Genomic DNA, 26518 nt, shown 5'->3' with positions numbered 1-26518 from the left:
GGATCCATGAGCACTCTCATCACCAACATCGCCGAACTGTTAACCCAGGACGCAGAACACCGCGTCCTCCGTGATGCGGCGGTGGTGATCGAGGGCGAGCGGATATCCTGGATCGGCGCCGCGGCGGACGCACCCGCCGCCGACGAGGCCGTGGACACCGGCGGGCGGGCCCTCCTGCCCGGCTGGGTTGATTCGCACACCCACCTGATCTTCGCCGGGGACCGGACCGCCGAGTTCGAGGCCCGGATGGCGGGGGAGAGCTACAGCGCCGGCGGGATCGCCGTGACCACCGGAGCCACCCGCAGCACCAGCGACTACGAACTCACGCGGCTGGCGATGGGCCGCGTCGCCGAGGCCGTCTCGCAGGGAACCACCTACCTTGAGACCAAGACCGGCTACGGCCTGGACGTCGAAAACGAGGCCCGCAGCGCCCGCATCGCGTCCACGGTGGTGGACGAGGTGACCTACCTCGGCGCGCACCTGGTGCCAGCCGGGATGGATTCCGAGGCGTACACCGACCTCGTCTGTGGACCCATGCTCTCCGCCGTGCGCCCCTACGTGCGCTGGGCCGACGTCTTCTGCGAGCGGGGAGCCTTCAACGAAGACCAGTCCCGCTGCGTGCTCCAGGCCTGCAAGGACGCCGGGCTTGGGCTGCGCGTGCACGGCAACCAGCTGGGCGAGGGCCCCGGCGTGCAGCTCGCGGTCGAATTCGGCGCCGCGAGCGTGGACCACGTGAACTACCTCTCCGCCGCGGACATCGATGCCCTGGCGGCGAGCTGGTCCGGCTGGGACGGCGCCTCCGGTGGCGGTGGACGTGCCGGCGGATCCCGCGGAACCGTGGCCACCTGCCTGCCGGCGTGCGATCTGTCCACCCGCCAGCCGCTGGCGCCCGGCCGGGAACTGCTCGACGCCGGCGTGCAGCTCGCGCTGGCCTCCAACTGCAACCCCGGCACCTCCTACACGAGCTCGATGGCGTTCTGCGTCACCACCGCCGTGCTGCAGATGCGCCTCAGCGTCCACGAGGCCGTGCGCGCCGCGACCTACGGCGGCGCCCTGGCGCTCGGACGGGAGGCCGGGAACGACGTCGACGGCGAACGCGCGGTGGGCTCGATCGCCGTCGGACACCGCGCGGACCTGCACCTGCTCAACGCGCCCTCCGCCACCCACTTGGCCTACCGGCCCGGTATCCCGCTGACCCACGCTGTCTGGCGGGCGGGCGTCGCGCAGCGGGTCAGGTAGCGGCCGAGAAGTACAGCGCCTTGGAAGTACGGAGCCCTAGAAGTACATGGGCGGGGCGTCCAGGACGGTCTCGTCCACGCGGCGCTCCTCCCACTGGGTGAAGGGCTTGTCCAGCTCATACTTGCCGCGGGCGGTCCTCAGCAGGGTCCTGACTTCGGCATTCTCCGGGTTGTTCAGGGACTCGAAATATTCCACGGACCAGTGGAACCAGCGCATGCAGAACAGCCGCATGGTCAGTCCGTGCGTCACGAACAGCGCGTTCGGGGCATAGCTCGGTTTGGACCAGTGCCGGTACAGGGTCTCCATGAAAGAGGAAATCCTGTCGTACACATCGGAGCCGGACTCGCCTTCGCGGAAGCGGTAGAAGAAGTGTCCGTAGGCGTTGCGGAGCTCTTTCTGGTCCTCGATGTCGCCGGCGATCTGGAAGTTGGCCCAGTCCTGCTCCCGCAGCCGCGGCTCCTCGATCACCCGCTCGATCAGCGGACCCAGGTTCAGCGCCTCGAGGGTCTGGTAGGCCCGCAGGTACGGGGAGACGTAGACGCACACCTGGCGCCCGTCCAGCTGGCGCCGGACCTCCTCGCCGGCCGCCCTGGCCTGCTCCAGGCCCAGCGGAGTCAGCGGGATCCGGTAGTCAGGCACCCGGTTGTAGATCGAGGTGTCGGCGTTGGCGGCGGACTGGCCGTGCCGGATCATGATGATTTTCCCGGGCGCACTCATAAACTCCAAGCATAGGCCCGGCCGGGCAGGCAACCGGGCCGCCGGCCGGGATCAGGCAACTACCGGCAACTGCAGGCAAGATAGGAACATGTTGGTTCCCTCCCGCCGTCGGCTGCGGCTAGAAGTGTGGATAGTCCTTGGGCTGTCGCTGGGGCAGTCCGCGGTGTACTCCGTGGTCCAGTTGCTGGACAAGATGACCAAGGCGCCCCTGGCGCAGGGGACGTCAACGCTGAACCGTTCGCAGAGCACCCGCGAATATTTCGACCTCACCTACCAGTTGCTGGACATCGTCTTCGCCCTGGTCCCGGTGGTCCTGGTGATCTACTTCCTCACCGAGCACCGGCCGGCCGGCGGGCACGGCGCTTCGGCGTTCCGGCAACTCGGCTTCAACTTCGCCCGGCCCGGCAAAGACCTGCTGCAGGGGCTGGGGCTTGCCGCCCTGATCGGTATTCCGTCCCTGGGCCTCTACGCCGCCGGGCGGCAGTTGGGAATCACGACGGCGATCATCCCCAGCGCGCTCGACTCCTACTGGTGGACTGTGCCGGTGCTGATCCTGTCCGCGATCCGGCACGGGATCGTGGAGGAAGTGATCGTGGTGGGCTACCTGCTGGACAGGCTCGGGAAGTTCGGCTGGAGCATGCCACTGGCGGTCTTCGCCAGTTCGATGCTGCGCGGCAGCTACCACCTGTACCAGGGCTTCGGGCCGTTCATCGGCAATGCAGTCATGGGCGTGGTCTTCGCCCTGATCTACACCCGGACCCGGAGAGTGATGCCGCTGGTGATCGCCCATGCCGTGCTGGACACCGTGGCATTCGTCGGATTCAGCCTATTCGGCAAGGCCGTCGGCCTGGGCTGAGGCCCCGGACGTCTGGCCCTGGACGTCTGGCCCTGGACGTCTGGCCCGAATGTGGGGCACCGAACGGCATTAGCAGCCGGGGCTTAACTGATGGGGCCTAAATGATATCGGCCGCCATCTGATGGGTGACGTCATTGGCACCCGCTGATGGCGGCCGAAGTGTAGGGCAGTCCGGGCGTCAGATCGTGACGGCCCCGGATGCTGTTTCGAAGGTGACGGAGAGGATGCCCGGCGTGCCATGCGGCGCGATCCAGTTCACGGCAACGTCTTCCAGCGGCTTCTCCACCGGCTCGCCCAGCCATTCCGTGACGCGCTCTGCCGAGCCGGCAATGGTCAGCGCGGACATCTTGACGTTGCTGTCGTAGGCGTTGGAGGGGTGAAGCTCCGGATCGCCCTCCCACTTGAGCATGTAGGGGACCTGGGGGTCGGCCATGAGTCCGAGGATGCCGATCTGTTTCCAGACCAGCTCTCGGCCGTCGGGGAACTTCCGGTTGCCGTTGACGGCGGCGCGGCCGAGCCGGTCCTCGAAGGGCGCGAGGTCGTCAACCTCGACGCACCATCCCATCCAGCCGCCGCCCGCTTCGGAGCGGGCCCGGACTGCCTGGCCGAAGGGGGCCTTGTCCGAGGCCGGGTGGTTGAGGACCTCCACGACTTCCAGGTACTTGTGTCCGGCGAGCGGAATAATCATGTTGCGTGTCCCGAATCGGGGGTGCACTCCGCCCTTCACGGCTTCGACGCCGAGGGCGGACGCAATACGTTCGGTGGTGGCTGCCAAGCCATCGTGTTCACAGGCGTAAGAGACGTGATCCATGCGCATGACCTCATCTTGGCACTTTGTGATGGAGCTCTCAGCTTAGGTTCCCCTAACCGTGATGGGATGTCATCCGGCTGCCGCCTGTGGCACACGGGCAACCGCCGTCTTTGCGCAGGTTTCGGGTTCCTGACGCACCCACACAGCTTCCGCCATCTTCTTTTTCGTCACAAAGCTATCCAGCGCCGGATTGGCGTTCCTACACTGAGGCCAGGTCATGAGTGCCAGCACACAGCCCGGGCTTGCTGGCCGGCAACCCTCGTATCGCGGTGGGGTGCCCCGGGTGAGGGCCTGGCTGCCCGGCGCCCGCCGGAGGGCAAGCGCGGCGCCTGGCGGGACGCCGTGCAGCCCAACACCAAGCTGTTCTTCGGCGAGGTCGTGTCCAACCCCCAGGACGTGCTCCACATCGAAGGCGTCTCCCGGGTTGCGCACGAGGCCGGGGTGCCGCTGATCGTGGACAACACGCTGTCCACCCCGTACCTGATCCGGCCGATCGAGTGGGGTGCGGACATCGTGGTCCACTCCGCCACCAAGTACCTCGGCGGACATGGCGCCGCGATCGCCGGCGTGATCGTGGACTCCGGTAATTTCGACTTCGGCAAGGACCCGGAGCGGTTCCCCGGCTTCAACACCCCGGACCCCACCTACAACGGCCTGGTCTACGCCCGCGACCTCGGCAAGGACGGCGCGCTGGGCGCCAGCCTCTCCTTCATCCTCAAGGCCCGGGTCCAGCTCCTGCGCGACCGCGGCTCGGCGGTCTCTCCGTTCAACGCCTTCCTCATCGCCCAGGGCATCGAGACCCTGAGCCTGCGCGTCGAACGCCACGTGGCCAACGCCAGCAAGGTGGCCGAATGGCTCGAGGCCAGGGACGACGTCGAATCCGTCGCCTATGCCGGGCTGCCGTCCAGCCCCTGGTACGAGCGGGGCCGCAAAGTACGGGCCCAAGGGGACCGGCGCCGTCGTGGCGTTCAACATCGCCGGCGGAGCGGAGGCCGGCAAGCGCTTCGTCGACGCCCCCGAGCTGCACTCGCGCGTGGCGAACATCGGCGACGTCCGCTCCCTGGTGTTCCACCCGGCGTCGACCACCCACAGCCAGCTGACGCCGGAGCAGCAGGAGATCGCCGGCGTCACCCCGGGCCTGGTGCGGCTCTCGGTGGGCCTGGAGCACATCGACGACATCATCGCGGACCTCGACGCCGGATTCCGCGCGGCCAAGGGCGCCTGAGAACCGCCGCCTCCCGGCGTCCCGGCAGCGGCCGCGACGCCGGGAGTCATGCTCCGTGAGTCACATAGCCGTCACAATCTTCGCCACAACGGTGCCTCAGTTCGTAGACTCATAGGAGGTCATGAGTGCCAGTGACAGCCCCGGCTTGCTGGCCGGCAACCCTCCTTTTGCGGCGGGGTGCCCCGGGTGAAGACCTGGCCTGCCGGTCAGCTGACGGCGGGCAAGCGCGAAGTTAGGTCCTCACATGACGATTGCCGTCACCCGCAGCGGTGCACCCGGAACGAAAACCTCCAACGACTCAGACGACCCCGAAAACTCCGAGATCGGAACCGCCCAAGCCGTACCCGACGGGACCGTCCGGTACCTCCGGGTCGGCGGCCTCGACCTCGAATCAGGATTCCACCTGCCGGACGTCGTCCTCGCCTACGAGACGTGGGGGACCCTCAATGCGGACGGTTCCAACGCGGTCCTGATCGAACACGCCCTGACCGGAGACACCCATGTGACCCGCGGCGCCAGCGAGGAGCCCGGCTGGTGGGAGCAGCTCGCGGGACCCGGCGCCCCCGTGGACACGGACAGGTACTTCGTCGTCTCGATCAACATCCTGGGCGGCTGCTACGGCTCCACCGGCCCCTCGACGCCGGCCCCCGACGGACGGCCGTGGGGCTCCAGGTTCCCGCTGGTCACCCTGCGGGACACCACCGCGGCCGAAGCCCGGCTGGCCGACGCCCTGGGCATCGGGAGCTGGTATGCCGTGCTCGGCGGCTCCCTGGGCGGGGCACGTGCGCTGGAGTGGGCCGTCAGCTACCCTGAGCGGGTCAAGCGCTGCGCCGTGATTTCCGTGGGGGCCAGCAGCACCGCCGAACAGATTGCCTTCGCGCAGGCCCAGACCCTGGCCATCCGCCAGGACCCCAACTTCAACGGCGGGGACTACTACGGCGGCCCGGAACCGGAGGCCGGCCTCGCCCTGGCCCGCCGCATCGCGCACATCACCTACCGCTCCGCCGCCGAACTGCACGGTCGGTTCGGCCGCAACGCCCAGGAAGCCGAGGCGCCGCTGGAAGCGGGATCGCTCGCCGGGCGCGGACGCTACCAGGTTGAAAGCTACCTGGACCACCAGGGCAACAAGCTCGTCCGGCGCTTCGACGCCAACAGCTACATCGCCATCACCGAGGCGCTCATGAGCCACGACATCTGCCGCGGACGCGGACCCCTCGAGGAGTCCCTGGCGCCGGCCACGGCCGAGTTCCTCGTCGCGGCGGTGGACTCGGACCGGCTGTATTTCCCGGCCCAGTCCCGTGAGCTCGCCGAGGCCCTTCCGGGCGGGGCGGCCCTGCACATGATCGAGGCGCCGATCGGCCACGACGGCTTCCTGACCGAAATCGGCCAGCTCAGCGGCCAGCTGCGCCGGATCTTCTTCGCCTAGCGCCTATGCCGTCGGCTTCGTGGCCCGCCCGATCGGCGGCGTCGTGTTCGGCCACTTCGGTGACAGGTTCGGCCGCAAGCAGCTCCTCGAGCTCAGCATCATCCTGGTGGGCGTCTCCACTTTCCTGATGGGCTGCCTCCCCAGCTTTGCGCAGATCGGCTACTGGGCCCCGGCCCTGCTGGTCTTCCTGCGCTTCGCCCAGGGCTTCGCCGCCGGCGGTGAATGGGGCGGCGCCGTCCTCCTCGTCGCCGAGCACAGCCCCAGCAAGTCCCGCGGATTCTGGGCCAGCTGGCCGCAGTCCGCCGTTCCCCTGCGCAACCTGCTCGCCACCGGCGTGCTGTTCACCCTCTCCTCCACACTTTCCTCCGCGGACTTCCTCGGCTGGGGCTGGCGTGTGGCCTTCTGGCTCTCCGCCGTGATCGTGATCATCGGCTACTACATCCGCACCAAGGTCAGTGACGCCCCCATCTTCCTGGAAGCACGCAGGGAGGTCACCGTCGAGAAGAAGGGCTACGGTGTCGCCGAAGTGTTCCGCCGCTACCCGCGGGGCGTCTTCACCGCCATGGGCCTGCGCTTCGCGGAAACATCCTGTACTACCTCGCGGTGACCTTCTCCATCACGTACCTCAAGGTCATCGTCCAGACCGACACCGCACGAATCCTGCTGCTCCTGCTCGTGGCGCACGTCGTCCACTTCTGTGCGGTGCCGCTGGTGGGCAAGCTCTCCGGCAACTTCGGCGGCAAGCCCGTGTACATGGCCGGCGCCATCCTCGGCGGCACGTGGGGCTTCTTCGCCTTCCCGATGATGGACACCAAGAACGACCTCACAATCCTGGCTGCCATCACGATCGGCCTGCTGTTCCACTCGCTCATGTATGCCGGCCAGCCTGCCATCATGGCCGAGATGTTCCCGACCCGGATGCGGTACTCGGGTGTCTCGCTGGGCTACCAGGTGACCTCGATCGTGGCCGGTTCACTGGCGCCGATTATCGCCGCGTCACTGCTGAGCCAGTTCAAGTCGTCCACCCCGGTGGCCCTGTACCTCCTGGCCGCCTGTGTCGTCACGGCTGTTGCGGTGTTCTTCCTCAAGGAGACCCGCGGCATCTCGCTCCACGACGTCGACGCGGCCGCGCGGGGCACCGCCGACCTGCTGGCCGCAGGCAAACAGTAACAGGCAAGAAGTAACCGGCAAGAAGCAGCCGGCAAGCGGTAGTCGCGTTCAGCCGGCGAGGGTGGCCTGGCGCTCGTGGACTTCGGTCCGGATCGCCTCGAGCGCGGCCCGGACCGGCGCCGAGCGCAGCGATTCGGGCCGCGCCACCGCCCAGATGGGGAGCTGCCGCTGGAAGTCATCCGGCAGGACGGGCAGGAAGCCGGGTTTTCCGGCAACCAGGAAGTTGGGCAGCAGGCCGATCCCGGCGCCCCGGCGTACGGCCTCCAGCTGGGCGAAGACGCTGGTGGCCTGGAAGCTTGACCGCGGCACGGGCAGCTGGGTGGAGCGGTGCCCCAGCTCGGCGACCTGCAGCGCCGATTCCACGTAGGACACAAAGCCGTGCTGCCGGACGTCGTCGAGCGTTGCCGGAAGCCCGTGTTCCTGCGCGTACCGGGGGCTGGCGTAGAGCCGCAGGAAGTAGTTGCTGAGGAAGATGGCCTGGGCATTGCTGACATCCAGGTTGCCCACCACCACCTCGAGGTCCACGCCGGAGCGGTTCTGGCTCACTTTACGGGTGGCGCTGAGCAGCTCGACGCTAAGCCGCGGATTCTCTTGCTGCAGCCGCACGAGCGCAGGAGCGAGGAACTCGGCCCCGAAGCCGTCCGGCGTGCTGATCCGGACCAGCCCGGAGATTACATCCCCGGTCCGGGCGATGCTGCTGGACAGCGCGCCAAGGGTCCCTTCGATGGCCTCGGCCGCGGCGACCGCCTGACCGCCGAGCTCGGTCAGTTCCCAGCCCTGCGGGCTGCGTTCCAAGGTCCGTCCGCCGAGCTGTTTGTCCAGGGCCAGGATCCGGCGGGAGATGGTGGTGTGGGTGGTGCCGAGCGTCTCCGCCACGGCGTTGAACCGGCCCAGCCGGGCAACGGTCAGCAGGATCAGCAGGTCATCGGGGCTCGGAAGCCGCCGCAGGTCCACCATGGCCCCTCTCCCAACGAGTATCGCAGTATGTGCATTTTTACACATGCCACCTGTAGTTTTTTTCCTTGATTGCACTCTAACAGGGTGCGATCGTTGACACGGAACGTCCGGCAGACTGGGCCGGGGACAGGCCGGAAGGTGCGCCTCAGGAATAGCGCAGGATGCGCCGGATGGGGCACCGGACACAAAGCAAAGGAGCTTATGCCATGGCAGTAATCGCTTGGATCGGACTGGGGAACATGGGCGGATCCATGTCAACGAACCTGGCAAACGCCGGGCACGAGGTCCGCGGCTTCGACCTCGACGCCGAGGCCGTGGCCGCCGTCGAAGCCGGGGGAGTGAAGCCCGCCGGGAGCATCGCCGAAGCCGTCGACGGCGCGGACGTCGTCTTCACCATGCTCCCCAAGGGCGAACACGCCCGTGCCGTGTACCTTGGCGAGGACGGCGTCCTGGCCCACGCCGACACCCGGACGCTGCTGGTGGATTCCTCCACGATCGACATCGCGTCCGCGCAGGCCCTGCACGACGCCGCCGCTGACGCCGGCTTCCGTTTCGTCGACGCCCCCGTCTCGGGCGGCATGAGCGGGGCGAAGGCCGCAACCCTGACGTTCATGGTCGGCGGCGAGGCCGGCGCCGTGGCCGACGCCACCGAATACATCCGGCCGATGGCGGCCAACATCATCCCCACAGGCGGAGCCACCACCGGCCAGGCCGCCAAGATCTGCAACAACCTCATGCTGTTCATCAACCTGGCCTCCACCGCCGAGGGCGCCGTGCTTGCCGAACGCCTGGGCCTGGACAAGCAGGTGTTCTGGGACATCGCCTCTGTCTCCTCCGGCGACAGCTGGGCGCTGCGCACCTGGTACCCGGTGCCCGGCGTCGTCCCCACCGCCGCCTCGAACAACGACTTCGCGCCGACCTTCACCACCGAGCTGGCCAACAAGGACATCGGGCTCGCCATCAGTGCCGCCCGCGACACCGGCACCCCGCTGGAAATCGGGGAGCACGTCCAGCAGCTCTTCCAGCGGCTCATCGACTCCGGCCAGTCCGCCAAGGACTGCTCCATGATCATCAGGCTCGTCGACGGGTCCCTGGACGCCGCCCACTAAGGCCGCAGAACAGCGGCGCCGATCAGCGGCGCCGCACACCGCCCCCCCCCACCCTTCCGCACTACACGAAAGAGACCCACCCCATGGAACGCATTCCGCACTTCATCAACGGCGCCCTGATTTCCGACGCCGAGCGCTACGGCCCGGTCTTCAACCCGGCCACCGGCGAGCAGGAAAAAGAGGTCGCCCTGGCCTCCGCCGACCGCGTCGAGGAGGCCATCGAGGCAGCCCGCGCCGCCCTGCCCGGCTGGCGGGCCACGAGCCTGGCCAAGCGCACCGGCATCTTCTTCCGCGTCCGCGAACTGCTGATGCAGCGCAGGCCCGAACTGGCAGCCCTCCTGACCAGCGAGCACGGCAAGGTCCTCTCCGACGCGGAGGGCGAGATCACCCGCGGCCTGGAGAACATCGAATTCGCCACCGGGCTGTCCCACATGCTCAAGGGAGAGCGCTCCGAACAGGTCTCCGGCGGCGTCGACGTCCACTCTGTGCGGCAGCCGGTGGGCGTTGTCGCGTGCATCACGCCGTTCAACTTCCCCGCGATGGTGCCGCTCTGGATGATCGGCAGTGCGCTGGCCTGCGGCAACACCGTGCTGCTCAAGCCCAGCGAAAAGGACCCGTCCTCCGCCGTGTTCATCGCGCAGGTCTTCGCCGAAGCCGGCCTGCCCGCCGGTGTGCTCAACGTAGTGCATGGCGACAAGGAGGCCGTGGATGTGCTGCTGGAACACCCCGCCGTGAAGGCCGTCAGTTTTGTCGGGTCGACGCCGATCGCCCAGTCGATCTACAAGCGTGCCGCCGACCGCGGCAAGCGCGTCCAGGCCCTCGGCGGCGCCAAGAACCACATGGTGGTCCTGCCGGATGCGGACCTGGACATGGCCGCCGACGCCGCCGTCTCCGCCGCCTACGGTTCGGCAGGGGAGCGGTGCATGGCGGTCAGCGTCCTCGTCGCCGTCGGCAACATCGCGGATCAACTCGTGGAGGCGATCACCACGCGGATGGCCACCCTGAAGATCGGCCCCGGCACGGACCCCGCTTCCCAGATGGGCCCGCTCATCACCGCCGAGCACCGCGACAAGGTTGCCTCCTACGTGGCCGGCGCCGCCGACGAAGGCGCCACCGTGGTGGTGGACGGCCGGGAGCAGGAGTTCGATTCCAAGGGCTTCTTCCTCGGCGTCAGCCTGATCGACCACGTGAAGCCGGGCATGAAGGTCTACGACGACGAGATCTTCGGCCCGGTGCTCTCGGTGGTGCGTGTGGAGAGCTACAGCGACGCCGTCCAGCTCGTCAACGACAACGAATTCGGCAACGGCGTGGCGATCTTCACCCGCGACGGCGGCGCGGCGCGCCAGTTCGAGTTCGACGTCGAGGCCGGCATGGTGGGCGTCAACGTGCCCATCCCAGTGCCGGTGGGAACCTTCTCCTTCGGCGGCTGGAAGAACTCGCTCTTCGGCGACACCCACATGTACGGCCCGGAGAGCATCCGCTTCTACACCCGCGGCAAGGTTGTCACGACGCGCTGGCCGGACCCCTCGACCTCGGTGATCGACCTCGGGTTCCCGCAGGTCGACTGAGGATTTCGGGTCTAGCCCTTCATGATCTCCGCACGCTGGGCCATGTAGTCCTCCATGGCGAGCTCGCCGTTGCTGTACCGCTGGTCCAGTTCCGCGAGCTTGCGCGCGCGGAAGCCCTGCGGGGCCGACGGAGGCGTGGGGACCGAAGGGCCCGAGGGCTCGCCGGCCGGCTGCTGCCACTCCGGTTGCTGTCCGGTCGGCTGCTGTCCGGACGGTTGCTGTCCGGACTGGGACGGGTTGTTCAGGTACTCCGGGCTGTCCTCGTAGGGGACGGGGTTCTGGTAGCCCGGCTGGCCCGGGCCGCCGGGCTGCCGGAAGCCGCCGCCGAAGTAGTCCTGCTGGGTGTAGCCGTCCCGCGGCTGGTTGTTCGGCTTCCCGGGGAACCGGCCGGGAAGTTCGCCGGGGAACTGCCCGGGGAACCGGCCGTCCGGCTGGTTCGGAAAGCCGCCGGGCATGCCCTGGTTGCGGCCGCGGACGGATTTCTTGTACAGGCGCAACGCCGTCGGGACCAGGAATGACAAAACGATGATCCAAAAGAACAGACTGTTCACGGGTACCGCGCCTTTCAGAAAGTGTCCTTTCAGCTTAACCCCACCCAGAGGATCCGCGGTCAGAGCCGGACCGCAGGCATCCCGAGGTAGCTGCCGCACGCCGCCGCGGCACGGTCAATGGCACTCTCTACCTCGGGATCAGCCGGGGGACCTATGCGGATATCGAGTTCGCAGCGGCCGCGGACGAAGCTGTGCCGCCATACCCCGGCCAACCGGCCATCACGCAGGACCAAGTGCACGGGTTCGCCGGCCATGGGCGCGAAAGGTGCGGCGCCGCCCAGAAAGTGCCGCGATCTGGAGTACCCCATGACGTATTCGTCGTAGCACTGGATCAGGTCAATGCGCCCTGAACCGCTGCCGCCGCCCGCGGTGTCCGGCGTCCGACTGAAGTAGTAGGCGACGCCGTCGATCCTCGCTGAGCCGAGCGATCCGGGGTCCGATTCCAGAGCGAGCCGCAGCCCCGACCGGACATCCGCCACCGTCAGCCCCGACCAGTCGGCGCAGTCCTTTTCGGTCGCCGGGCCGCGGCTGGTGAAATAGCGGCGGGCCAGCTCGGCCAGCGCCGCCGGACGGTCCAGCAGGCCTGCCGGTGCAGGGGGTACGCGCTCGTCAAAGAGGGCGTACGTCTGCTTCAGCGCCCCGCCGGCGCTGCGCACGGGGGAACCGCTGACCAGCACGCCGCTGGCTTCGGCGAACATGATCCGGTAGGCAAGCTCAAGGCCGCCGGCGGCGAATCCGGCCTTGAGCAGTTCGGCCGCAAGTTGCTCCCGGGTCCTGTGGGCGCCCCCGGCCACGGCCCGGGCCAGCACACGGTTGCTTTTCGCGGCCCCGGCTGCGTCGATCCCGGTCCGGCGGTACATCCGTCGGATACGGCTTGTTCAACCTCGGCGGCCGAGGTGCCACGGTGCGCTGGGCCAGCGTCCACCGCCCGTACGGGAACTCCTGGGGCTGGACCGCCAGGAGGTTCTTCAGCGCCTGTTCCGGGCCCGCGGCGAAGGGCTCGCGCAGCTGCTGCCGGCGGAGCCGCAGCCTCACGACGTCGTCGGCGTCCAGCATTTCCTCAGGAGCTGCCAGGGCCGCTAGGACCGCACGGGTTCCTCGGCGCCGGGAGGTCCCTCGCCGGAACCCAGCGGGACTCCGGGGCCGAACACCGGACCCGGCAGGGGGCGCTTGGCCGTGATCCCGTCCCCGGTGGAGCGGTGCCGCAGCCGGCGGACCACCCAGGGCACAAAGTACTCCTTCGCCCACACGAGATCGCCGGAACGGGCCTCCCGCCAGCTGCGCTGCGGCAGGGGCTTGGGGGAGAGCGGTTCCAGGGTGTGCTGGACGTTCAGCGAGTCCAGCACCATGGCGGCGATCGTGTGGTGGCCCAGCGGCGAGAAGTGCAGGCGGTCCACATTCCACATCTGCGGATCATTGAGCTGCCGCAGGGACCACATGTCCGCAATCACGGCGTCATGGCGGGCCGCGATGGTGCGGAGGTTCTCGTTGTAGATGGCCACCTTGCTGCGGATCCGGCCGAGCACGGAGGAGCCGGTGTCGGGGCCGTTGAAAAGGACCACCGTGGCGCCGCCCAGGCTCAGGATCTGTACCACCGAGTCCAGCTTTTCCGCCAGCGCATCGGGGTCGCCGCCGGGGCGGATGAGATCGTTTCCGCCGGCCGAAAGGGTGATCAGGTCCGGCTTGAGGGACAGGCAGTGTGCCAGCTGCTGGTCGACGACCTGCTGCAGCAGGCGGCCGCGGACGGCCAGGTTGGCGTAGGCGAAGTCATTGTGGCCGCGGCTCAGTTCCTCGGCAACCCGGTCCGCCCAGCCCCGGTGCCCGCCCGGGCTGGCCGGTTCGGGATCGCCGATTCCTTCCGTGAAGGAATCGCCCAGGGCCACATAGCGGGTCCAGGGGTGGGTTACGGCGCTGTCTGGTGAATTCTCCATGGCTTCGGTTTCGCTCACCTTCATATCCTGCACTCTTCCTGCAAAGCTACGCCACCGTAAGTTGTTACCGCCGGGTAACTGTAAGAATGGATCCATGACTCACGCTGATGCCTTCCCTGCCCCCGTCGTCCTGTGGTCCACGCCCGAGGAAGCCGTGGCCAGCAAGCCGCTCCTGGTCCTGCTGCACGGCTACGGCGCCAACGAACAGGACCTTCTCAGCCTGGCGGACATGCTCCCCGGCGAGTTCGCGGTGGCCTCGGTGCGTGCCCCCCTCGTCTCCGGCCCGGGCTTCACTTGGTTCCCGCTGACAGGCACGGTCGACTACTCGCTCGACGCCGTTAAGGACGCCGCCGCGTATGTGCTGGACTGGATCGACTCCGTCAGGGCCAACCACCCGTCGGTCACACTGCTCGGCTTCTCCATGGGCATGGCCATGGCTACCACGCTGCTGAGGCAGCGTCCGGCGGACTTCGCCGCCGTCGTCGGGCTGTCAGGGTTTGTCATCGATGCCGGTGGCGATCCCAGCTTCCGCGACGGCGAACTGGACGGCACTTTGCCGCTGTTCTGGGGCCGGGACCAGCAGGACCCGGTGATCACCCCCGACAAGATCGACTACACGATCGGCTGGGTGCGCAAGCACGTGAAGCTCACCAAGGTGCTCTACACCGGGATGTGGCATGGCATCAACCAGCAGGAAATCGGCCATGTCTCGGAGTTCCTCGCGCACGAGGTGCTCAACAGCAAGAACTAGGAACCGGCGGGCGTACTGATCCGCACGGTCCGGCCGTTGACGGTCACGGTGTCGCCGTCGTGGAGCTGCCGGCCGCGGCGGTCATCGATCTCGCCGTTGACCTTCACCAGCCCGCTCTTGATCAGCTCCGCGGCCTCCACGCCGTCCTCGACAAGATTGGCGAGTTTCAGCAGCTGCCCCAGCCGGATCATGTCGTCGCGGATGGGGATCTCTTCAATTTCCGGGTTGCTCATACAAGCAATGATGCCTGACGTAAGGTGACATGAATGACCCACACACCCCGGATTCCGCTCCTTGCCGGCCTGCCGCTGGCGGTGGCGGCAGGCCTGTTCATCCCCGTCCAGGGCAGGATCAACGGCGCGCTCGGCGCGGCCCTGGCGGACGGAATCGCCGCCGCCGTCGTCAGCTTCAGCACCGGACTCATCCTGATGATCGTCATCTCCCTGGCGCTGCCGAAGGGCCGGGCCGGGCTGGCGCGGATCCTGCCCGCCGTCCGGGACCGCGCTTTCCCGCCGTACTATGTCCTGGCGGGCGGCATCGGGGCGTTGTTCGTCTTTGCGCAGTCCTTCGCGGTGGGCCTGCTCGGCGTCGCCCTGTTCACCGTCGCGGCCGTCACCGGCCAGACCCTCAGCGGACTCCTGGTGGACCGGATAGGAATCGGGCCCGCCGGCAGAAGGCCCATCACCGGCATCCGGGTGCTCGGGAGCGTGCTCACCGTCGCCGCCGTCGCCTGGGCGGTGTCGCCGCGATTCGGCGGCGGAGGGTCCGGGTTCCTGCCACTGCTGGTGCCCCTGCTGCTTCCGGTGCTGGCCGGCTTCCTGATGAGTTTCCAGCAGGCCATGAACGGCACCGCCACCGTCCACTACGGCACTCCCGTCGCCGCCACACTGGTGAATTTCATCGCGGGTGCGGCCGTACTGTGGACCCCCTGGCTGGTCAAGCTCGCCGTCGCGGGTGCCGGCAACGCACTCCCGGACCAGTGGTGGTACTACCTCGGCGGCCCGATGGGCTGCGTCTTCATCGGCGTCGGCGCCCTCCTGGTCCGCAGCCTCGGGGTGCTGGTCACGGGCCTGGGCATGATCGCCGGACAGCTGCTGGGCTCCCTGGGACTGGACCTCGTCTTCCCCGTACCCGGCACCGTCGTGGCGCTGCCCACGGTCCTCGGCACCGTCCTGACCCTCGCCGCGATTGTCCTCGCCACCCTGCCCTGGCCCAAGGGCGCCCTGAAGCGGTAACAGGCCGGTAGGCTAGGAGTTTGCATCGCACCGTTCGCACTGCCCCGTCCGGCAACCAGCCGGGGACCCGGGGCTGAAACCACGGACCGCACCCAGCGGCCCTGTAGAAATTGGAGTCACCATGGCAGCAAAATCCGTCCTCGACCAGATCATCTCCCTCGCCAAGCGCCGGGGGTTCGTTTTCCAGGCCGGTGAAATCTATGGTGGCTCGCGTTCCGCCTGGGACTACGGCCCCCTGGGTGCCGAGCTCAAGGAAAACATCAAGCGCCAGTGGTGGCAGTCCGTGGTCCGCGGCCGCGAAGACGTCGTCGGCCTGGACTCCTCCGTCATCCTGCCCCGCCAGGTCTGGGAAGCATCCGGCCACGTCGACGTCTTCTCCGACCCCCTGGTGGAGTGCCTGTCCTGCCACAAGCGCTACCGGGCGGACCACCTCGAGGAGGAATACGAGGAAAAGAAGGGCCGTCCCGCCGAGAACGGACTCAAGGACATCGCCTGCGCCAACTGCGGCACCCGCGGCCAGTGGACCGAGCCCCACGAGTTCTCGGGCCTGCTCAGGACCTACCTCGGCCCCGTAGCCAGCGAAGAAGGCCTGCACTACCTGCGCCCCGAAACCGCTCAGGGCATCTTCGTCAACTTCAGCAACGTCCTCACCACCTCCCGCAAGAAGCCGCCCTTCGGCATCGGCCAGATCGGCAAGTCGTTCCGGAACGAGATCACGCCGGGTAACTTCATCTTCCGCACCCGCGAGTTCGAGCAGATGGAGATGGAATTCTTTGTCGAGCCCGGCACGGACGAGCAGTGGCACCAGTACTGGATGAAGGAGCGCATGTCCTGGTACACCGGCCTGGGCATCCGTGAAGACAACCTGCGCTTCTTCGAGCACCCGCTGGACAAGCTCAGCCACTACTCCAAGGGCACCACGGACATCGAATACCGCTTCGGCTTCCAGGGCTCGGAGTGGGGCGAGCTCGAAGGCATCGCCAACCGCACCGACTTCGACCTCTCCACCCACGCCAAGGCCTCCGGGCAGGACCTTAGCTACTTCAACCAGGCCACGAACGAGCGCTACACCCCGTACGTGATCGAACCCGCGGCCGGCCTGACCCGCTCTTTCATGGCCTTCATGATCGATGCCTACACCGAGGACGAGGCCCCCAATGCCAAGGGCGGCGTGGATATCCGCACCGTCCTCAGGCTCGACCCGCGCTTGGCCCCGGTCAAGGCCGCCGTGCTGCCGCTGAGCCGCAATGAGGACCTGTCCCCGAAGGCCAAGGACCTCGCCGCCCAGCTGCGCAAGAGCTGGAACATCGAGTTCGACGACGCCGGCGCCATCGGCCGCCGCTACCGCCGCCAGGACGAGATCGGCACCCCGTTCTGCATCACCGTGGACTTCGACACCCTCGAGGACCAGGCCGTCACCATCCGCGAACGCGACACCATGAGCCAGGACCGCGTCTCCCTGGATAAGGTGGAGGGCTACCTGGCCGCGCGGCTGATCGGCGCCTGATTATGGCGATCGAATACCGTGAATGGCGCGAGGGCGACGACCTCGCGCTGCTGGAAATCTGGGGCGGCCCGGAGACGGTGCAGGCCGGACAGTTCCGCGGCACGCTGGCGCCCTCGGGCAATGCCCCGTGGCGCCGGTGCATCGTGGCCGAGGACGTCGTCGACGGCGTGGCCATCCCGGTCGCGGCGGGCGTGGTCCACGAGGCCTCCCTGCACCCGGAACGGCTCTGGGTCTACATCGAGGTGGCCCGGGACCACCGCCGCACCGGCGTCGGTTCTACCCTCCTGACCATGCTGCGGCACGAGGCCGAGAAGTCGCCGTCGGGAGTCGCCAGGCTCCGTTGCAAGGTGGAACCGGGCACCGCGGGGGCGGCGTTCGCCGAGGCGGCGGGCCTGACCCCCATCCAGTGTTCCCGTCTCGTGGTCGTGGAGCCGGCGGCGCTCAAACTGCCGGTCTTCGGTGACGGCTCCGAGTCCGCAGCCTCCGACCAGGTTGAGGATCTGGCCACCGGCTCGGTCGAGCTCAGCGACGTCGTGGGCCGCTACTACACGGCCGTGCACGGCTGGGACAGCCCCGGGGAGCTGAGCATCGCCACCGTGCAGCGCTTGTTCCTGGATGACCTCAGCGGAGCCCACGGCGCGATCGTGCTGCGGGCACCCAAGGCCAGCGCCTTCGGGCACGGCGTCCTGGCCAGCAGGAAGGGCCGGCTGGAGGCGTTCGCGATCAGCTATGCGCAGGCCGCCCCCGGCGGGGGAGGCGCCGCACAGGACACCGCAGGGGAGGGCGCCTCGGCCCAGCCCACCGACGTGTTCCTGGGCCACGAGCCGAAGCTCGGCGCGGACGAGGCCCGGGCCGCCGTCCGGGACCTGCTGGCCCTCATCGCGTACCAGCACCCTGTACTGCTGGAACTGGACGACTCCATGACAGCGCTGCGCGCCGTCGTCGAGCCGCTGCTGGACAGCGGCAAGGCCCGCGTCCAGGGCTCCGAAACCCTGGTCGTTTCCGACCCGAGGTAGCCCCCATCACCCAACTGGCCGGCAGTTGTTGTCGTTCTCCGTGCTCGTAACGACAACTACTGCGGGTCAGTTTGGTTTAATCGCTCTTTTCCTGCCGCCAGCGCGCCGCGGGCCCTCGGCCTCGTCCAGCCGCTGACGTTCCGCTTCGGTGGGGGCTCCGCCGCCATGGTCCGCCGGCATCCACCAGTCTCCGGGCGCGGGGGTGAGGGGGAAGTCCGCAATGGCGGTATCGATCCCGGCCTGCAGGACTTCGCGCAGCTTTTCGGTGGCCGCCTGGGCGTCGTGTGCCGGATCAGGCAGGGCGTCCGGCAGCATGGGCCCGCCCACGTGGATCCGGACCGGGGCGCGCCAGGCGCGGCGCGGGGAGAAGCCGTGGTGGCGGGTCATCAGCCGGTGGGCGCCCCAGACGGACACGGGAATGATGGGCACCCCGGCCTCGGCCGCCATCCGTACGGCACCGGTCTTGCATTCGCGGACCCGGAAGCTGCGGCTGACGCCTGCTTCCGGCAGGATGGCGATGTACTCGCCCTCACGGAGTCTGGCGACGGCGTCGTCGTACGCCCCGCTTCCGGAGCCGTACGGCACCACCACATGCCCGGCCGCGCTGATGGCGGGCCCGGCAAACCAGTGGTCGGCCGCCCCCTGCGTGATCAGGTAGCGCAGCTGGGCGCGGTTGTGCCACCACAGCAGCATTTCGGCGAAGGCGAAGTCGAGGTAGCCGAAGTGCGTGATTGCGACGACGGCGCCCGTGCCGGGCGTCACGCGCCGGGACGAGCTGTTGAGCGGTCCCGGCTGGGGGAGGTGCTCCTGGCCCGTGATGATGACGCGGATCCGGAACAGCCGGCGCAGCGCCAGCCCCGTTCGGACGATGAAACGGAAGAAGCGGTCGTTGGGCTTTGGCCGCCAGGTCATGGTGCCTCCTGCTGGAAGTGCCTGCTGGGATGGGGCTGCGGTGCGCGGGTGCCGGGTACCTGCGGGGCGCGGGTGCCGCGGTCAGCGGCGGGGCGGCCAGGGAATGAAGCCCGAGGTGGACTCCACGTAGTCCTTGTAGCCCGGGCGGGCGGACATGGCCTTTTCGGTCAGGGGTTTTCCGGTTTTGCCCGCGAGCGTCCAGATCATCAGGGCGGGGGAGAGGACGGTCAGTACGCCGGGCCAGGAATCGGCCGCCACGAGGAACAGCCCGGCCCACACGGCGGCGTCACCGAAGTAATTCGGGTGGCGGGTGTAGCGCCAGAGTCCGGTGTTCAGTACGCTGCCGCGCTTGGCGGGATCGGCCTTGAACTGTGTCAGCTGCCAGTCACCGACGGTTTCGAACACGAAGCCCAGGGCCCAGACGAGGACGCCAAGCACGGCCAGCCAGCCGAGGCTTCCGGTGCCGAACATGCCGACCTGGACGGTGAGCGAGACGAAGAACAGCACCACGCTCTGGGGGAGGTACACGCGGCGCAGCGCATAGACGTTGCGGGATCCGGGGGCCGAGGACAGCATGTCCGCGTAGCGCGGATCTTCGTGTCCACCCCGGGCCCGGACCCCGATGTGGGCGGCCAGGCGGATGCCCCACACCGCGACGAGCGCCAGAAGCAGCAGGCGGCGGCCGCCGTCGCCGTGGCCGGCGGAGAGCAGCCAGGAGATGGCGGCCACCACCACAAAGCCGAGGCCCCAGACGGTGTCGATGACCGAGTGCCGGCTCCGGCGGACGGCGACCGCGAAGGTCAGCGCCAGCAGGACGACGAGCCCCGCGGCAACCCACGGCAGGCTGGAGAGGAAGGCATCAAGCGGGAACTGCGGCATCAGGGCGTCCAATCACAGCACCAGAGGCAGGAACGCGCCGGCGGCCGGCAGGATGTTGCGGAGGGCGTCCGTGCCGCCCGGGACTTCAACTCCAATGCTCTTCCCGAACGCATCAAGGATGAATCCGTTCGCCAGCGAGTTCCACAGGGCCACCCGGCGGATCATGAAGTGACCCGCGCCCTTGAGCGCGACGTAATCCACGGATTCGGCGATGCCGTCCGCCCGCCGGGCGTAGTCCAGCGAGTTGCCGGGGCTGGTCATGCGGTCTTCGGTGCCATGGACGATCAGGAGGCGGCGGCCGGCGACGCATTCCACCGGAGTTTTCGCGCTGAGCCACGGAGCGAGGGCGACGACGGCGTCCACCGGGGGATCATCAGCGACGCACAGCGCGGTGAGGCCGCCCATCGAGTGGCCCAGGAGGTACACCGGCACGCCCGGATGTTCACGGCTGATATGGGCGAGTGCCCAGCGGGCGTCGTGGACGGGGGACATGTCCTCCCCGTTCCACCCCCGGTACTTGTTCCGGAGGGTCCAGACGGCCAGGCCGTGGGGGCCGCCCTGGTTCCGCAGGGCCTGGGCGAAGGGCAGCATCCGGGCCGGGCTCAGATGCCGGCCGCGGACCAGATCGTAGCTGTCCGCCCGCCCGCCGTGCAGGACCAGGGCGACGCCCCGGGTCTCCCCGTCCGCTTCGGCAATCGTCAGGACGGCCTTGGCGGCCGGGCCGGAGCTTGCCAGTTCCGGTTCGCGGTCGTCTAGTTTGCGTATGGCCACGCTGGTGTCCTCCCGATCCGTTGTCTGTCAATTACCAACCATAGGTTGCGGTTCCCGCCCGTCAACGTAAGACATTGAAATCCTTGCCGGTGCCGGGCATCCCCCGTTCCCGGAGACGTGCCTACCGTGCATTCGGAGCCGCCCGCCAGGGCGATTGCTGCGGGCCGCAGGTGTCCTGCGCATGGACCTCTTGACGCGGCAAAACCGGAGGAGTAGGCCTGTGCTCGTAATCCTCCGGGCGGTTTGCCGGCTGGGAGTGCAGATCACCGTCCGGGCCGGGTCTCACGACGAAATCGACGGTACAAAAAATGAGCGGAACAGTTTTGGATAACCTGCGCGAACAGGTCCGCGGGCAGATCGTCACGCCAGCCGACGAGGACTACGACGCGGCACGGGCGGTCTACAACGGGCGGTCTACAACGGGATGATCGACAAGAGGCCGGCCGCGGTGGTCCGGGTATCGCAGGTGGCGGATGTCATTGCCTGCGGCAACTTCGCCCGGGACAACTCCATGGATCTCGCCGTCCGCGGTGGAGGCCACAGCGCACCGGGCTTTGGCACCTGGGACGGCGCCTTGGTCATCGACTTCGCCAATACCACGGGCGTCCGGGTAGACCCTGCAGCCAGGACGGCGCGCTCCGAGGCCGGCGCAACCTGGGCCGACTTCAACCACGCGACCCACGCCTTCGGTCTGGCGACCCCCGGCGGCATCGTCGGCTCGACGGGCATCGCGCGGCTGACCCTGGGCGGCGGAATCGGCTATCTGAGCCGCAAGTACGGGCTCAGCTGCGACAACCTCATCTCGGCCGACGTCGTCACGGCGGAGGGAAAGTTCCTCACCGCAAGCGAATGTGATCACGAGGATCTCTTTTGGGCGCTGCGGGGCGGCGGAGGAAACTTCGGCGTCGTGACGTCGTTGGAATACCGGCTGCATCCTGTAGACGTGGTCCACGCCGGCATCATCATCTATCAAATGGAGAATGCCCAGACGGTGGCGAAGTTCTATCGGGACCATATGGCCTCGGCTCCTGAAGAGTTTGGGGCCTTCCTGGCGTTCGCCTTGGGGCCGCCGGTACCGTTCCTGCCCGAGGAATGGCACGGCAAGTCGGTGTGTGTGGTGGTGGGCATGTGGACCGGCGATCCCGCCGAGGGGCCCAGCCGCTAGCAGCCGTTTCTGGACGTCGCGTCGACGGCGGGATCCATGACGGGGCCGATGCCGTACCCGGCCTTGAACCAGGCCTTCGACGCCTTGCTGCCCAAAGGCCTGCAGGCCTACTGGAAAGCGAATTTCCTGCCGGATCTGACTGACGACGCCATCAACGTCCACCTCGACTATGGAAGCCGCGTGCCAAGCGTCCAGACTGCCGTGCACGTGCACCCCATCGACGGCGCTGTGCAGCGGGTGGGCGCCACAGACAGCGCTTTCCCCAACCGGAATGCGAAGTTCTCCCCGGTCATGGCGGGCATGTGGGAAGACCCCGCGGACAACGAGGCGAACATTTCCTGGGTGCGGGATTACGCGGCGGCAATGGAGCCCTTTTCGGAGGCCGCGGGCTACATCAACTTCATGGACGGCGATGACCTGCCGAAGGTCGCGGAGAACTACGGGCCGAATTTCCGCAGGCTGAGCGAGATCAAAACCAAATACGATCCGCAGAACCTGTTCCACGTCAACCAGAACATCCCGCCGCCGTAGCACGTCCCGGCGCCGCCCGGCCCGTTGCCGGCCCGCGGCCCGCAGCGCGCGGCCCGTCGCCGGAGTCGCCCGGGTCACGGCTTCATCTGCGCTGCTTCGTCTGCGCTGCTTCATCTGCACAGCAGTAGTCCGGCAACGCCGTAAAGTTCTTCGCATGAGGTTGAACTGCTGATGGGCGCCGGACACTCGCATGCGCACTTGGGACACGCCGAGCCGACACCCCAGGCACTGGCCGCGCGGAAGAAGGCCAACTGGATTCTGGCCGCCATTCTCATCCCGCTGACGCTGCTGACGCTTGCGGCCATGGTCCTGATGTGGCCCTCGGGGAACAAAGAGGGCATCACACTGGCAAGCCCCTACGCGGCGGCCCCGGGCGTCACCTTTGACACCGGCAAGATCCAGCGGGTCGTCGTCGGCAGCTGCACGGACGGCGCCGCGCAACAGGGCCAGGCGACCGGCGACACAACCGCACAGGCCCCGCAGCCGGGCTCGGACTGCACGTTCGCGTACACCGAGCCGGACAAGGGCGGCAGCCCCGTCAAGGTCGTGATCAACCCGGACGTCGCCAAATCCCACGGCGTCAAAGCCGGCGACAACATCCGCTACCTGAATCTCTCCAAGGCCCAGGGCGCCTCCGGGGGCCAGGGCACACCAGCCTACGTCTTCGTCGACTTCGTCCGGACGCTGCCCATCATCTTCCTGGCCGTGCTCTACGCCGTCGTGGTGATCGCGGTGGCACGCTGGCGCGGGCTGCGCGCCATCATCGGACTCGTCGGCGCCTACGCCGTGCTGGTCTCGTTCTTGCTGCCCGGGCTGGTCGAAGGCAAGCCGCCGCTGCTTCTGGCGCTTGTGGGTTCCACGGTGATCATGATCGGGGTGCTCTACTTCGCCCACGGTTTTTCCGCCCGGACATCGACGGCCCTGCTGGGCACCATGTTCGGCCTCGCGATCACCGCGCTGCTGGCGGCCTGGGCAACCGATGCTGCGAACCTCGCAGGGGTGGGCAGTCATGACGCCGCCACGCTCACCAACATTTCGGACAATATCTCGATCTCCGGCATCATCCTGTGCGGGCTTATCATTTCGGGCCTCGGCGTCCTCAACGACGTCACGATCACGCAGTCCTCGGCCGTGTGGGAACTGTGGGAACTCGCCCCGGAAACCAGCGCCCGCCAACTCTTCGCCTCGGCTATGCGGATCGGGCGGGATCACATCGCCTCCACTGTCTACACCATCGCGTTCGCCTATGCCGGTGCGGCCCTGCCCATCCTGATCATCGTGATGCTCTACGAGCGGCCCCTGGGTGACGCCCTCACCAGCGCCGAACTGTCCGAGGAAGTGATCCGGACGCTCGTCGGCTCCGTGGGACTCGTCCTGGCGGTCCCGGTCACCACGCTGATTGCCGTGCTGGTGGTCAAGGCCACCGGGGTCAAGTCAGCCGGCCAAGCCCGTGTGAGCGGCACCCGGCCGGCTCCGGCGGCAGGGGCGACTCCCGCCGTCGACCCCGCCACAGGAGCCGCGGACACCCAAGACGACGGCGGGCCAGCCGGCAACACCGAAACGGCCCCGGAAACGCGCCGCGGCCGCCGGGCAGCCGTCCGGGGCTGAGGCCCCGATATCCACATAGCCACGCCGGATCCGCCCGATTTGCCCGTCTTTGAGACAATGAACTAGTGACTGTCGTAGCAACGCCTCCCGCCCCCAAGCTGGAACTCCCGCCCCTGAAGTTGGGCCCTCTCACGGTGGACACCCCCGTGATCCTGGCTCCGATGGCGGGCATCACCAACTCCGCCTTCCGCAGGCTGTGCCGTGAATACGGCGGCGGCCTGTACGTGGCGGAGATGGTCACCTCGCGCGCCCTCGTGGAGCGCACGCCGGAATCCTTGCGCATCATTTCGCACGACGACGACGAGAAAGTGCGCTCCGTCCAGCTCTACGGCGTGGACCCCGTGACGGTCGGCCAGGCCGTGCGGATGCTGGTCGAGGAAGACCGCGCGGACCACATCGACCTCAACTTCGGCTGCCCCGTGCCCAAGGTGACCCGGCGCGGCGGCGGTTCGGCCCTGCCATGGAAGACCGACCTCTTCACCTCGATCGTCCGGACAGCAGTGAAGGAAGCCTCCAAGGGCAACGTCCCGCTGACCATCAAGATGCGCAAAGGCATCGACGAGGACCACCTGACGTACCTCGACGCCGGCCGGATCGCCCGCGATTCCGGCGTCGCCGCCGTCGCGCTCCACGGCCGCACGGCCGCGCAGTTCTATTCCGGCCAGGCCGACTGGTCCGCCATCGCGCGGCTCCGCGAAGCGCTGCCGGACATCCCGGTGCTCGGCAACGGCGACATCTGGTCCGCGGAGGACGCGGTCCGCATGGTCCGCGAAACCGGGGTCGACGGCGTCGTGGTGGGCCGCGGCTGTCAGGGCCGGCCATGGCTCTTCGGGGACCTCATGGCCGCTTTCGAGGGCAGCGACCAGCGGCACAAGCCGGACCTGCGCCAGGTGGCAGAGAGTGTCTACCGCCACGCCGAGCTCATGGTGGAAACCTTCGGCGACGAGGGCAAGGCCCTGCGCGAGATCCGCAAGCACATCGCCTGGTACTTCAAGGGCTACGTCGTGGGCAGCGAACTACGGACCAAGCTAGCGCTCGTGACGAGCCTTGAGGTGCTGCGCGAAACCCTGGACCAGCTGGACCTCGATTCCCCATACCCGGGCGTCGACGCCGAGGGCCCACGCGGCCGCGCCGGTTCACCCAAGAAGCCCGCGCTGCCCAAGGACTGGCTGCTGGACCGCACGCTCGACGCCGCGCAGTCACGCGACATCTCCTTCGCCGAACTGGACGTCTCCGGTGGCTGAGACCAGGACCACCGCCCCCATACTGGACGGCTACACCGCCCGCGACGCCGCCCGCTGGGTGGAGGAGCCGCCCAAGAGCACCTACCGCTCCGACTTCGAGCGCGACCGCGCCCGGGTCCTGCACTCCTCTGCACTGCGCCGGCTCGGAGCCAAGACCCAGGTGGTGGCCCCGGACACCGACGACTTCGTCCGCACCCGGCTCACGCACAGCCTCGAGGTGGCGCAGGTGGGCCGTGAACTCGGCCGCGCCCTCGGTTGCGATCCCGACGTCGTGGACACCGCCTGCCTCAGCCATGACCTCGGCCACCCGCCGTTCGGCCACAACGGCGAGTCCGCCCTGAACGAGGTTACCCACGCGATCGGCGGCTTCGAAGGCAACGCCCAGACCCTGCGGCTGCTGACCCGGCTGGAGCCCAAGGTCCTGGCCCCGGACGGCCGGCCCGCCGGGCTGAACCTGACCCGGGCGAGCCTGGACGCCGCCGCCAAGTACCCGTGGTCCGCCGTGAACGCGCCCGTCATCCACGGAGTGCGGACCAGCAAGTTCGGGGCCTACGAGGACGACCTGCCGATTTTCGACTGGATCCGTGCAGACGCCCCCGAGCGCCGGGCCTGCCTTGAGGCGCAGGTCATGGATCTCGCGGACGACATCTCCTACTCCGTGCACGACGTCGAGGACGCGATCGTTGCCGGCCACTTCCAGCTGCGCTGGATGGACAACCCGGACCACCGCGCCCGTGTGGTGGGCTACGCCAAGCAGTGGTACCTGCCGCACCACGACCCCGCCGCTATCGACGCCGCCCTGGCCCGGCTGGAGGCCACGAGCGTCTGGGTGCGCGAGGCCGACGGCAGCCGCAAGGCCATGGCCGCGCTGAAGGACATGACCAGCCAGCTCATCGGCCGGTTCTGCCAGAGCGCGCTGGAAACCACCCGCGCCGTCTACGGTCCGGAAAACCTGACCCGCTACCACGCGGAGCTGATCGTCCCGGAAGAGACCGTGATGGAAATCGCGGTGATGAAGGGCCTGGCCACCACCTTCGTGATGACCACCGAACACCGGCAGCCGATCTACGAGCGCCAGCGCGAGGTCCTGCACGCGCTCGTCACCGCCCTCAACGCCACCGGAGACCGGCACCTGGAGCCGATGTTCGCCGCCGACTGGCGCGACGCGGAGGACGACGGCGCGCGGCTGCGCGTCGTGATCGACCAGGTCGCGTCACTGACGGACGGCTCCGCGCTGGCCATGTACGAGCGGCTTGTCGGCAGCCTGCCCTCGCTGTGGTGACGGGCTCTGGTGACGGGCGCCCTAAGCAGCCCCTCGGCGTCGTACCCGGGTACTAGG

The 26518-nt window shown here is 68.3% G+C and carries 24 protein-coding genes, 2 pseudogenes and 2 riboswitches; of the genes and pseudogenes, 16 read left to right on the top strand and 10 right to left on the bottom strand.

What is annotated here, in order from left to right; all coding sequences use genetic code 11:
* Window positions 1-6 precede the first annotated feature (6 nt).
* Window positions 7-1239: an amidohydrolase family protein gene (locus ACQCSY_RS03065; RefSeq protein ID WP_427133084.1), complete on the top strand. Its 1233-nt coding sequence runs from the start codon at window positions 7-9 to the stop codon at window positions 1237-1239.
* 36 nt (window positions 1240-1275) lie between these two features.
* Here ACQCSY_RS03065 and ACQCSY_RS03060 read toward each other — a convergent pair whose 3' ends face one another.
* Window positions 1276-1956, bottom strand: coding sequence for a histidine phosphatase family protein (locus ACQCSY_RS03060; RefSeq protein ID WP_427133082.1), 681 nt, complete (start codon window positions 1954-1956; stop codon window positions 1276-1278).
* Window positions 1957-2044: 88 nt separating this feature from the next.
* Between ACQCSY_RS03060 and ACQCSY_RS03055 the strand changes: the two genes are divergently transcribed.
* On the top strand, window positions 2045-2812 hold the full coding sequence (locus ACQCSY_RS03055) for a CPBP family intramembrane glutamic endopeptidase (RefSeq protein ID WP_427133080.1): 768 nt from the start codon (window positions 2045-2047) through the stop codon (window positions 2810-2812).
* A gap of 178 nt (window positions 2813-2990) precedes the next feature.
* Here the strand turns inward: ACQCSY_RS03055 and ACQCSY_RS03050 are convergent, their stop codons facing one another.
* Complete coding sequence (locus ACQCSY_RS03050; protein ID WP_427133078.1) at window positions 2991-3629, bottom strand: VOC family protein; 639 nt, start codon at window positions 3627-3629, stop codon at window positions 2991-2993.
* A gap of 207 nt (window positions 3630-3836) precedes the next feature.
* A riboswitch (SAM riboswitch) is annotated at window positions 3837-3952 on the top strand.
* Window position 3953: 1 nt separating this feature from the next.
* Between ACQCSY_RS03050 and ACQCSY_RS03045 the strand changes: the two are divergent.
* The 3 genes and pseudogenes from ACQCSY_RS03045 to ACQCSY_RS03035 all read left to right on the top strand — a co-directional run.
* Window positions 3954-4848, top strand: a pseudogene (locus ACQCSY_RS03045) (O-acetylhomoserine aminocarboxypropyltransferase/cysteine synthase family protein); the annotation flags it as partial.
* 117 nt (window positions 4849-4965) lie between these two features.
* A riboswitch (SAM riboswitch) is annotated at window positions 4966-5081 on the top strand.
* Window positions 5082-5092: 11 nt separating this feature from the next.
* Window positions 5093-6274 (top strand): homoserine O-acetyltransferase MetX, encoded by a 1182-nt coding sequence (gene metX, locus ACQCSY_RS03040; protein WP_427133076.1) that lies wholly within the window; start codon window positions 5093-5095, stop codon window positions 6272-6274.
* 4 nt (window positions 6275-6278) lie between these two features.
* A pseudogene (locus tag ACQCSY_RS03035) lies at window positions 6279-7444 on the top strand (MFS transporter); the annotation flags it as partial.
* Window positions 7445-7492: 48 nt separating this feature from the next.
* On the opposite strand, the gene ACQCSY_RS03030 reads toward ACQCSY_RS03035, so the two are convergent.
* A complete protein-coding gene (locus ACQCSY_RS03030) occupies window positions 7493-8392 on the bottom strand; it encodes a LysR family transcriptional regulator (RefSeq protein WP_427135639.1) in 900 nt (299 codons plus the stop codon).
* A 215-nt stretch (window positions 8393-8607) separates the two neighbouring features.
* On the opposite strand from ACQCSY_RS03030, the gene mmsB reads away from it, so the two are divergent.
* Together mmsB and ACQCSY_RS03020 are read left to right on the top strand one after the other, a co-directional pair.
* Window positions 8608-9510 carry a 3-hydroxyisobutyrate dehydrogenase gene (gene mmsB, locus ACQCSY_RS03025; RefSeq protein WP_427133074.1) on the top strand — a complete coding sequence of 301 codons (903 nt, stop codon included), beginning with the start codon at window positions 8608-8610 and terminating at the stop codon, window positions 9508-9510.
* Between the two features lie 83 nt (window positions 9511-9593).
* Window positions 9594-11078, top strand: a complete 1485-nt coding sequence (locus ACQCSY_RS03020) for a CoA-acylating methylmalonate-semialdehyde dehydrogenase (RefSeq protein ID WP_427133072.1) — start codon at window positions 9594-9596, stop codon at window positions 11076-11078.
* Window positions 11079-11089: 11 nt separating this feature from the next.
* On the opposite strand, the gene ACQCSY_RS03015 is transcribed toward ACQCSY_RS03020, so the two are convergent.
* From ACQCSY_RS03015 to ACQCSY_RS03005, 3 genes are all read right to left on the bottom strand, one after another.
* Entirely contained in the window at window positions 11090-11629 is a 540-nt protein-coding gene (locus tag ACQCSY_RS03015) for a hypothetical protein (protein ID WP_427133070.1), read from the bottom strand.
* Between the two features lie 59 nt (window positions 11630-11688).
* Window positions 11689-12489 (bottom strand): DNA glycosylase AlkZ-like family protein, encoded by an 801-nt coding sequence (locus ACQCSY_RS03010; protein WP_427133068.1) that lies wholly within the window; start codon window positions 12487-12489, stop codon window positions 11689-11691.
* Between the two features lie 219 nt (window positions 12490-12708).
* Window positions 12709-13584, bottom strand: coding sequence for an SGNH/GDSL hydrolase family protein (locus ACQCSY_RS03005; protein WP_427133066.1), 876 nt, complete (start codon window positions 13582-13584; stop codon window positions 12709-12711).
* 70 nt (window positions 13585-13654) lie between these two features.
* On the opposite strand from ACQCSY_RS03005, the gene ACQCSY_RS03000 reads away from it, so the two are divergent.
* On the top strand, window positions 13655-14311 hold the full coding sequence (locus ACQCSY_RS03000) for an alpha/beta hydrolase (protein ID WP_427133064.1): 657 nt from the start codon (window positions 13655-13657) through the stop codon (window positions 14309-14311).
* Here the strand turns inward: ACQCSY_RS03000 and ACQCSY_RS02995 are convergent.
* Window positions 14308-14544 carry an RNA-binding S4 domain-containing protein gene (locus ACQCSY_RS02995; RefSeq protein WP_427133062.1) on the bottom strand — a complete coding sequence of 79 codons (237 nt, stop codon included), beginning with the start codon at window positions 14542-14544 and terminating at the stop codon, window positions 14308-14310. The two genes, ACQCSY_RS03000 and ACQCSY_RS02995, sit on opposite strands and share 4 nt — an antisense overlap.
* Before the next feature lie 33 nt (window positions 14545-14577).
* Between ACQCSY_RS02995 and ACQCSY_RS02990 the strand changes: the two genes are divergently transcribed.
* The 3 genes from ACQCSY_RS02990 to ACQCSY_RS02980 all read left to right on the top strand — a co-directional run bounded on the left by ACQCSY_RS02990 (window position 14578) and on the right by ACQCSY_RS02980 (window position 18069).
* Window positions 14578-15546, top strand: coding sequence for a DMT family transporter (locus ACQCSY_RS02990; protein WP_427133060.1), 969 nt, complete (start codon window positions 14578-14580; stop codon window positions 15544-15546).
* 121 nt (window positions 15547-15667) lie between these two features.
* Window positions 15668-17053 (top strand): glycine--tRNA ligase, encoded by a 1386-nt coding sequence (locus tag ACQCSY_RS02985; RefSeq protein WP_427133058.1) that lies wholly within the window; start codon window positions 15668-15670, stop codon window positions 17051-17053.
* Window positions 17054-17055: 2 nt separating this feature from the next.
* Window positions 17056-18069, top strand: coding sequence for a GNAT family N-acetyltransferase (locus ACQCSY_RS02980; protein WP_427133056.1), 1014 nt, complete (start codon window positions 17056-17058; stop codon window positions 18067-18069).
* 66 nt (window positions 18070-18135) lie between these two features.
* Here ACQCSY_RS02980 and ACQCSY_RS02975 read toward each other — a convergent pair whose 3' ends face one another.
* The 3 genes from ACQCSY_RS02975 to ACQCSY_RS02965 form a co-directional block, all read right to left on the bottom strand.
* Window positions 18136-18981 carry a lysophospholipid acyltransferase family protein gene (locus ACQCSY_RS02975; RefSeq protein WP_427133054.1) on the bottom strand — a complete coding sequence of 282 codons (846 nt, stop codon included), beginning with the start codon at window positions 18979-18981 and terminating at the stop codon, window positions 18136-18138.
* A gap of 81 nt (window positions 18982-19062) precedes the next feature.
* Complete coding sequence (locus tag ACQCSY_RS02970) at window positions 19063-19860, bottom strand: DUF1295 domain-containing protein (RefSeq protein WP_427133052.1); 798 nt, start codon at window positions 19858-19860, stop codon at window positions 19063-19065.
* 12 nt (window positions 19861-19872) lie between these two features.
* Window positions 19873-20625 (bottom strand): alpha/beta hydrolase, encoded by a 753-nt coding sequence (locus tag ACQCSY_RS02965; protein ID WP_427135637.1) that lies wholly within the window; start codon window positions 20623-20625, stop codon window positions 19873-19875.
* 430 nt (window positions 20626-21055) lie between these two features.
* Between ACQCSY_RS02965 and ACQCSY_RS02960 the strand changes: the two genes are divergently transcribed.
* The 5 genes from ACQCSY_RS02960 to ACQCSY_RS02940 all read left to right on the top strand — a co-directional run bounded on the left by ACQCSY_RS02960 (window position 21056) and on the right by ACQCSY_RS02940 (window position 26461).
* Complete coding sequence (locus tag ACQCSY_RS02960) at window positions 21056-21796, top strand: FAD-binding oxidoreductase (protein WP_427133050.1); 741 nt, start codon at window positions 21056-21058, stop codon at window positions 21794-21796.
* A 36-nt stretch (window positions 21797-21832) separates the two neighbouring features.
* Window positions 21833-22327, top strand: coding sequence for a BBE domain-containing protein (locus ACQCSY_RS02955; RefSeq protein ID WP_427133048.1), 495 nt, complete (start codon window positions 21833-21835; stop codon window positions 22325-22327).
* A 171-nt stretch (window positions 22328-22498) separates the two neighbouring features.
* Entirely contained in the window at window positions 22499-23935 is a 1437-nt protein-coding gene (locus tag ACQCSY_RS02950) for a YibE/F family protein (protein WP_427133046.1), read from the top strand.
* A gap of 65 nt (window positions 23936-24000) precedes the next feature.
* Window positions 24001-25179, top strand: a complete 1179-nt coding sequence (dusB, locus tag ACQCSY_RS02945) for a tRNA dihydrouridine synthase DusB (RefSeq protein ID WP_427133044.1) — start codon at window positions 24001-24003, stop codon at window positions 25177-25179.
* Window positions 25172-26461, top strand: coding sequence for a deoxyguanosinetriphosphate triphosphohydrolase (locus ACQCSY_RS02940; protein WP_427133042.1), 1290 nt, complete (start codon window positions 25172-25174; stop codon window positions 26459-26461). The genes dusB and ACQCSY_RS02940 overlap by 8 nt, the downstream gene beginning before the upstream one ends.
* The last annotated feature ends 57 nt before the right edge of the window (window positions 26462-26518 follow it).

The sequence above is a fragment of the Pseudarthrobacter sp. S9 genome (assembly GCF_050156545.1).
Taxonomy (GTDB): domain Bacteria; phylum Actinomycetota; class Actinomycetes; order Actinomycetales; family Micrococcaceae; genus Arthrobacter.
Note: the sequence above shows the minus strand (reverse complement) of the source record. Positions and strands in the feature narration are given on the sequence as shown.

Coding starts and splice junctions, on each gene's coding strand:
- ACQCSY_RS03065 (WP_427133084.1), top strand. CDS start 7: ATGAGCACTCTCATCACCAACATCGCCGAACTGTTAACCCAGGACGCA.
- ACQCSY_RS03060 (WP_427133082.1), bottom strand. CDS start 1,956: ATGAGTGCGCCCGGGAAAATCATCATGATCCGGCACGGCCAGTCCGCC.
- ACQCSY_RS03055 (WP_427133080.1), top strand. CDS start 2,045: ATGTTGGTTCCCTCCCGCCGTCGGCTGCGGCTAGAAGTGTGGATAGTC.
- ACQCSY_RS03050 (WP_427133078.1), bottom strand. CDS start 3,629: ATGCGCATGGATCACGTCTCTTACGCCTGTGAACACGATGGCTTGGCA.
- metX (WP_427133076.1), top strand. CDS start 5,093: ATGACGATTGCCGTCACCCGCAGCGGTGCACCCGGAACGAAAACCTCC.
- mmsB (WP_427133074.1), top strand. CDS start 8,608: ATGGCAGTAATCGCTTGGATCGGACTGGGGAACATGGGCGGATCCATG.
- ACQCSY_RS03020 (WP_427133072.1), top strand. CDS start 9,594: ATGGAACGCATTCCGCACTTCATCAACGGCGCCCTGATTTCCGACGCC.
- ACQCSY_RS03010 (WP_427133068.1), bottom strand. CDS start 12,489: ATGTACCGCCGGACCGGGATCGACGCAGCCGGGGCCGCGAAAAGCAAC.
- ACQCSY_RS03005 (WP_427133066.1), bottom strand. CDS start 13,584: ATGAAGGTGAGCGAAACCGAAGCCATGGAGAATTCACCAGACAGCGCC.
- ACQCSY_RS03000 (WP_427133064.1), top strand. CDS start 13,655: ATGACTCACGCTGATGCCTTCCCTGCCCCCGTCGTCCTGTGGTCCACG.
- ACQCSY_RS02995 (WP_427133062.1), bottom strand. CDS start 14,544: ATGAGCAACCCGGAAATTGAAGAGATCCCCATCCGCGACGACATGATC.
- ACQCSY_RS02990 (WP_427133060.1), top strand. CDS start 14,578: ATGACCCACACACCCCGGATTCCGCTCCTTGCCGGCCTGCCGCTGGCG.
- ACQCSY_RS02985 (WP_427133058.1), top strand. CDS start 15,668: ATGGCAGCAAAATCCGTCCTCGACCAGATCATCTCCCTCGCCAAGCGC.
- ACQCSY_RS02980 (WP_427133056.1), top strand. CDS start 17,056: ATGGCGATCGAATACCGTGAATGGCGCGAGGGCGACGACCTCGCGCTG.
- ACQCSY_RS02975 (WP_427133054.1), bottom strand. CDS start 18,981: ATGACCTGGCGGCCAAAGCCCAACGACCGCTTCTTCCGTTTCATCGTC.
- ACQCSY_RS02970 (WP_427133052.1), bottom strand. CDS start 19,860: ATGCCGCAGTTCCCGCTTGATGCCTTCCTCTCCAGCCTGCCGTGGGTT.
- ACQCSY_RS02960 (WP_427133050.1), top strand. CDS start 21,056: ATGATCGACAAGAGGCCGGCCGCGGTGGTCCGGGTATCGCAGGTGGCG.
- ACQCSY_RS02955 (WP_427133048.1), top strand. CDS start 21,833: ATGACGGGGCCGATGCCGTACCCGGCCTTGAACCAGGCCTTCGACGCC.
- ACQCSY_RS02950 (WP_427133046.1), top strand. CDS start 22,499: ATGGGCGCCGGACACTCGCATGCGCACTTGGGACACGCCGAGCCGACA.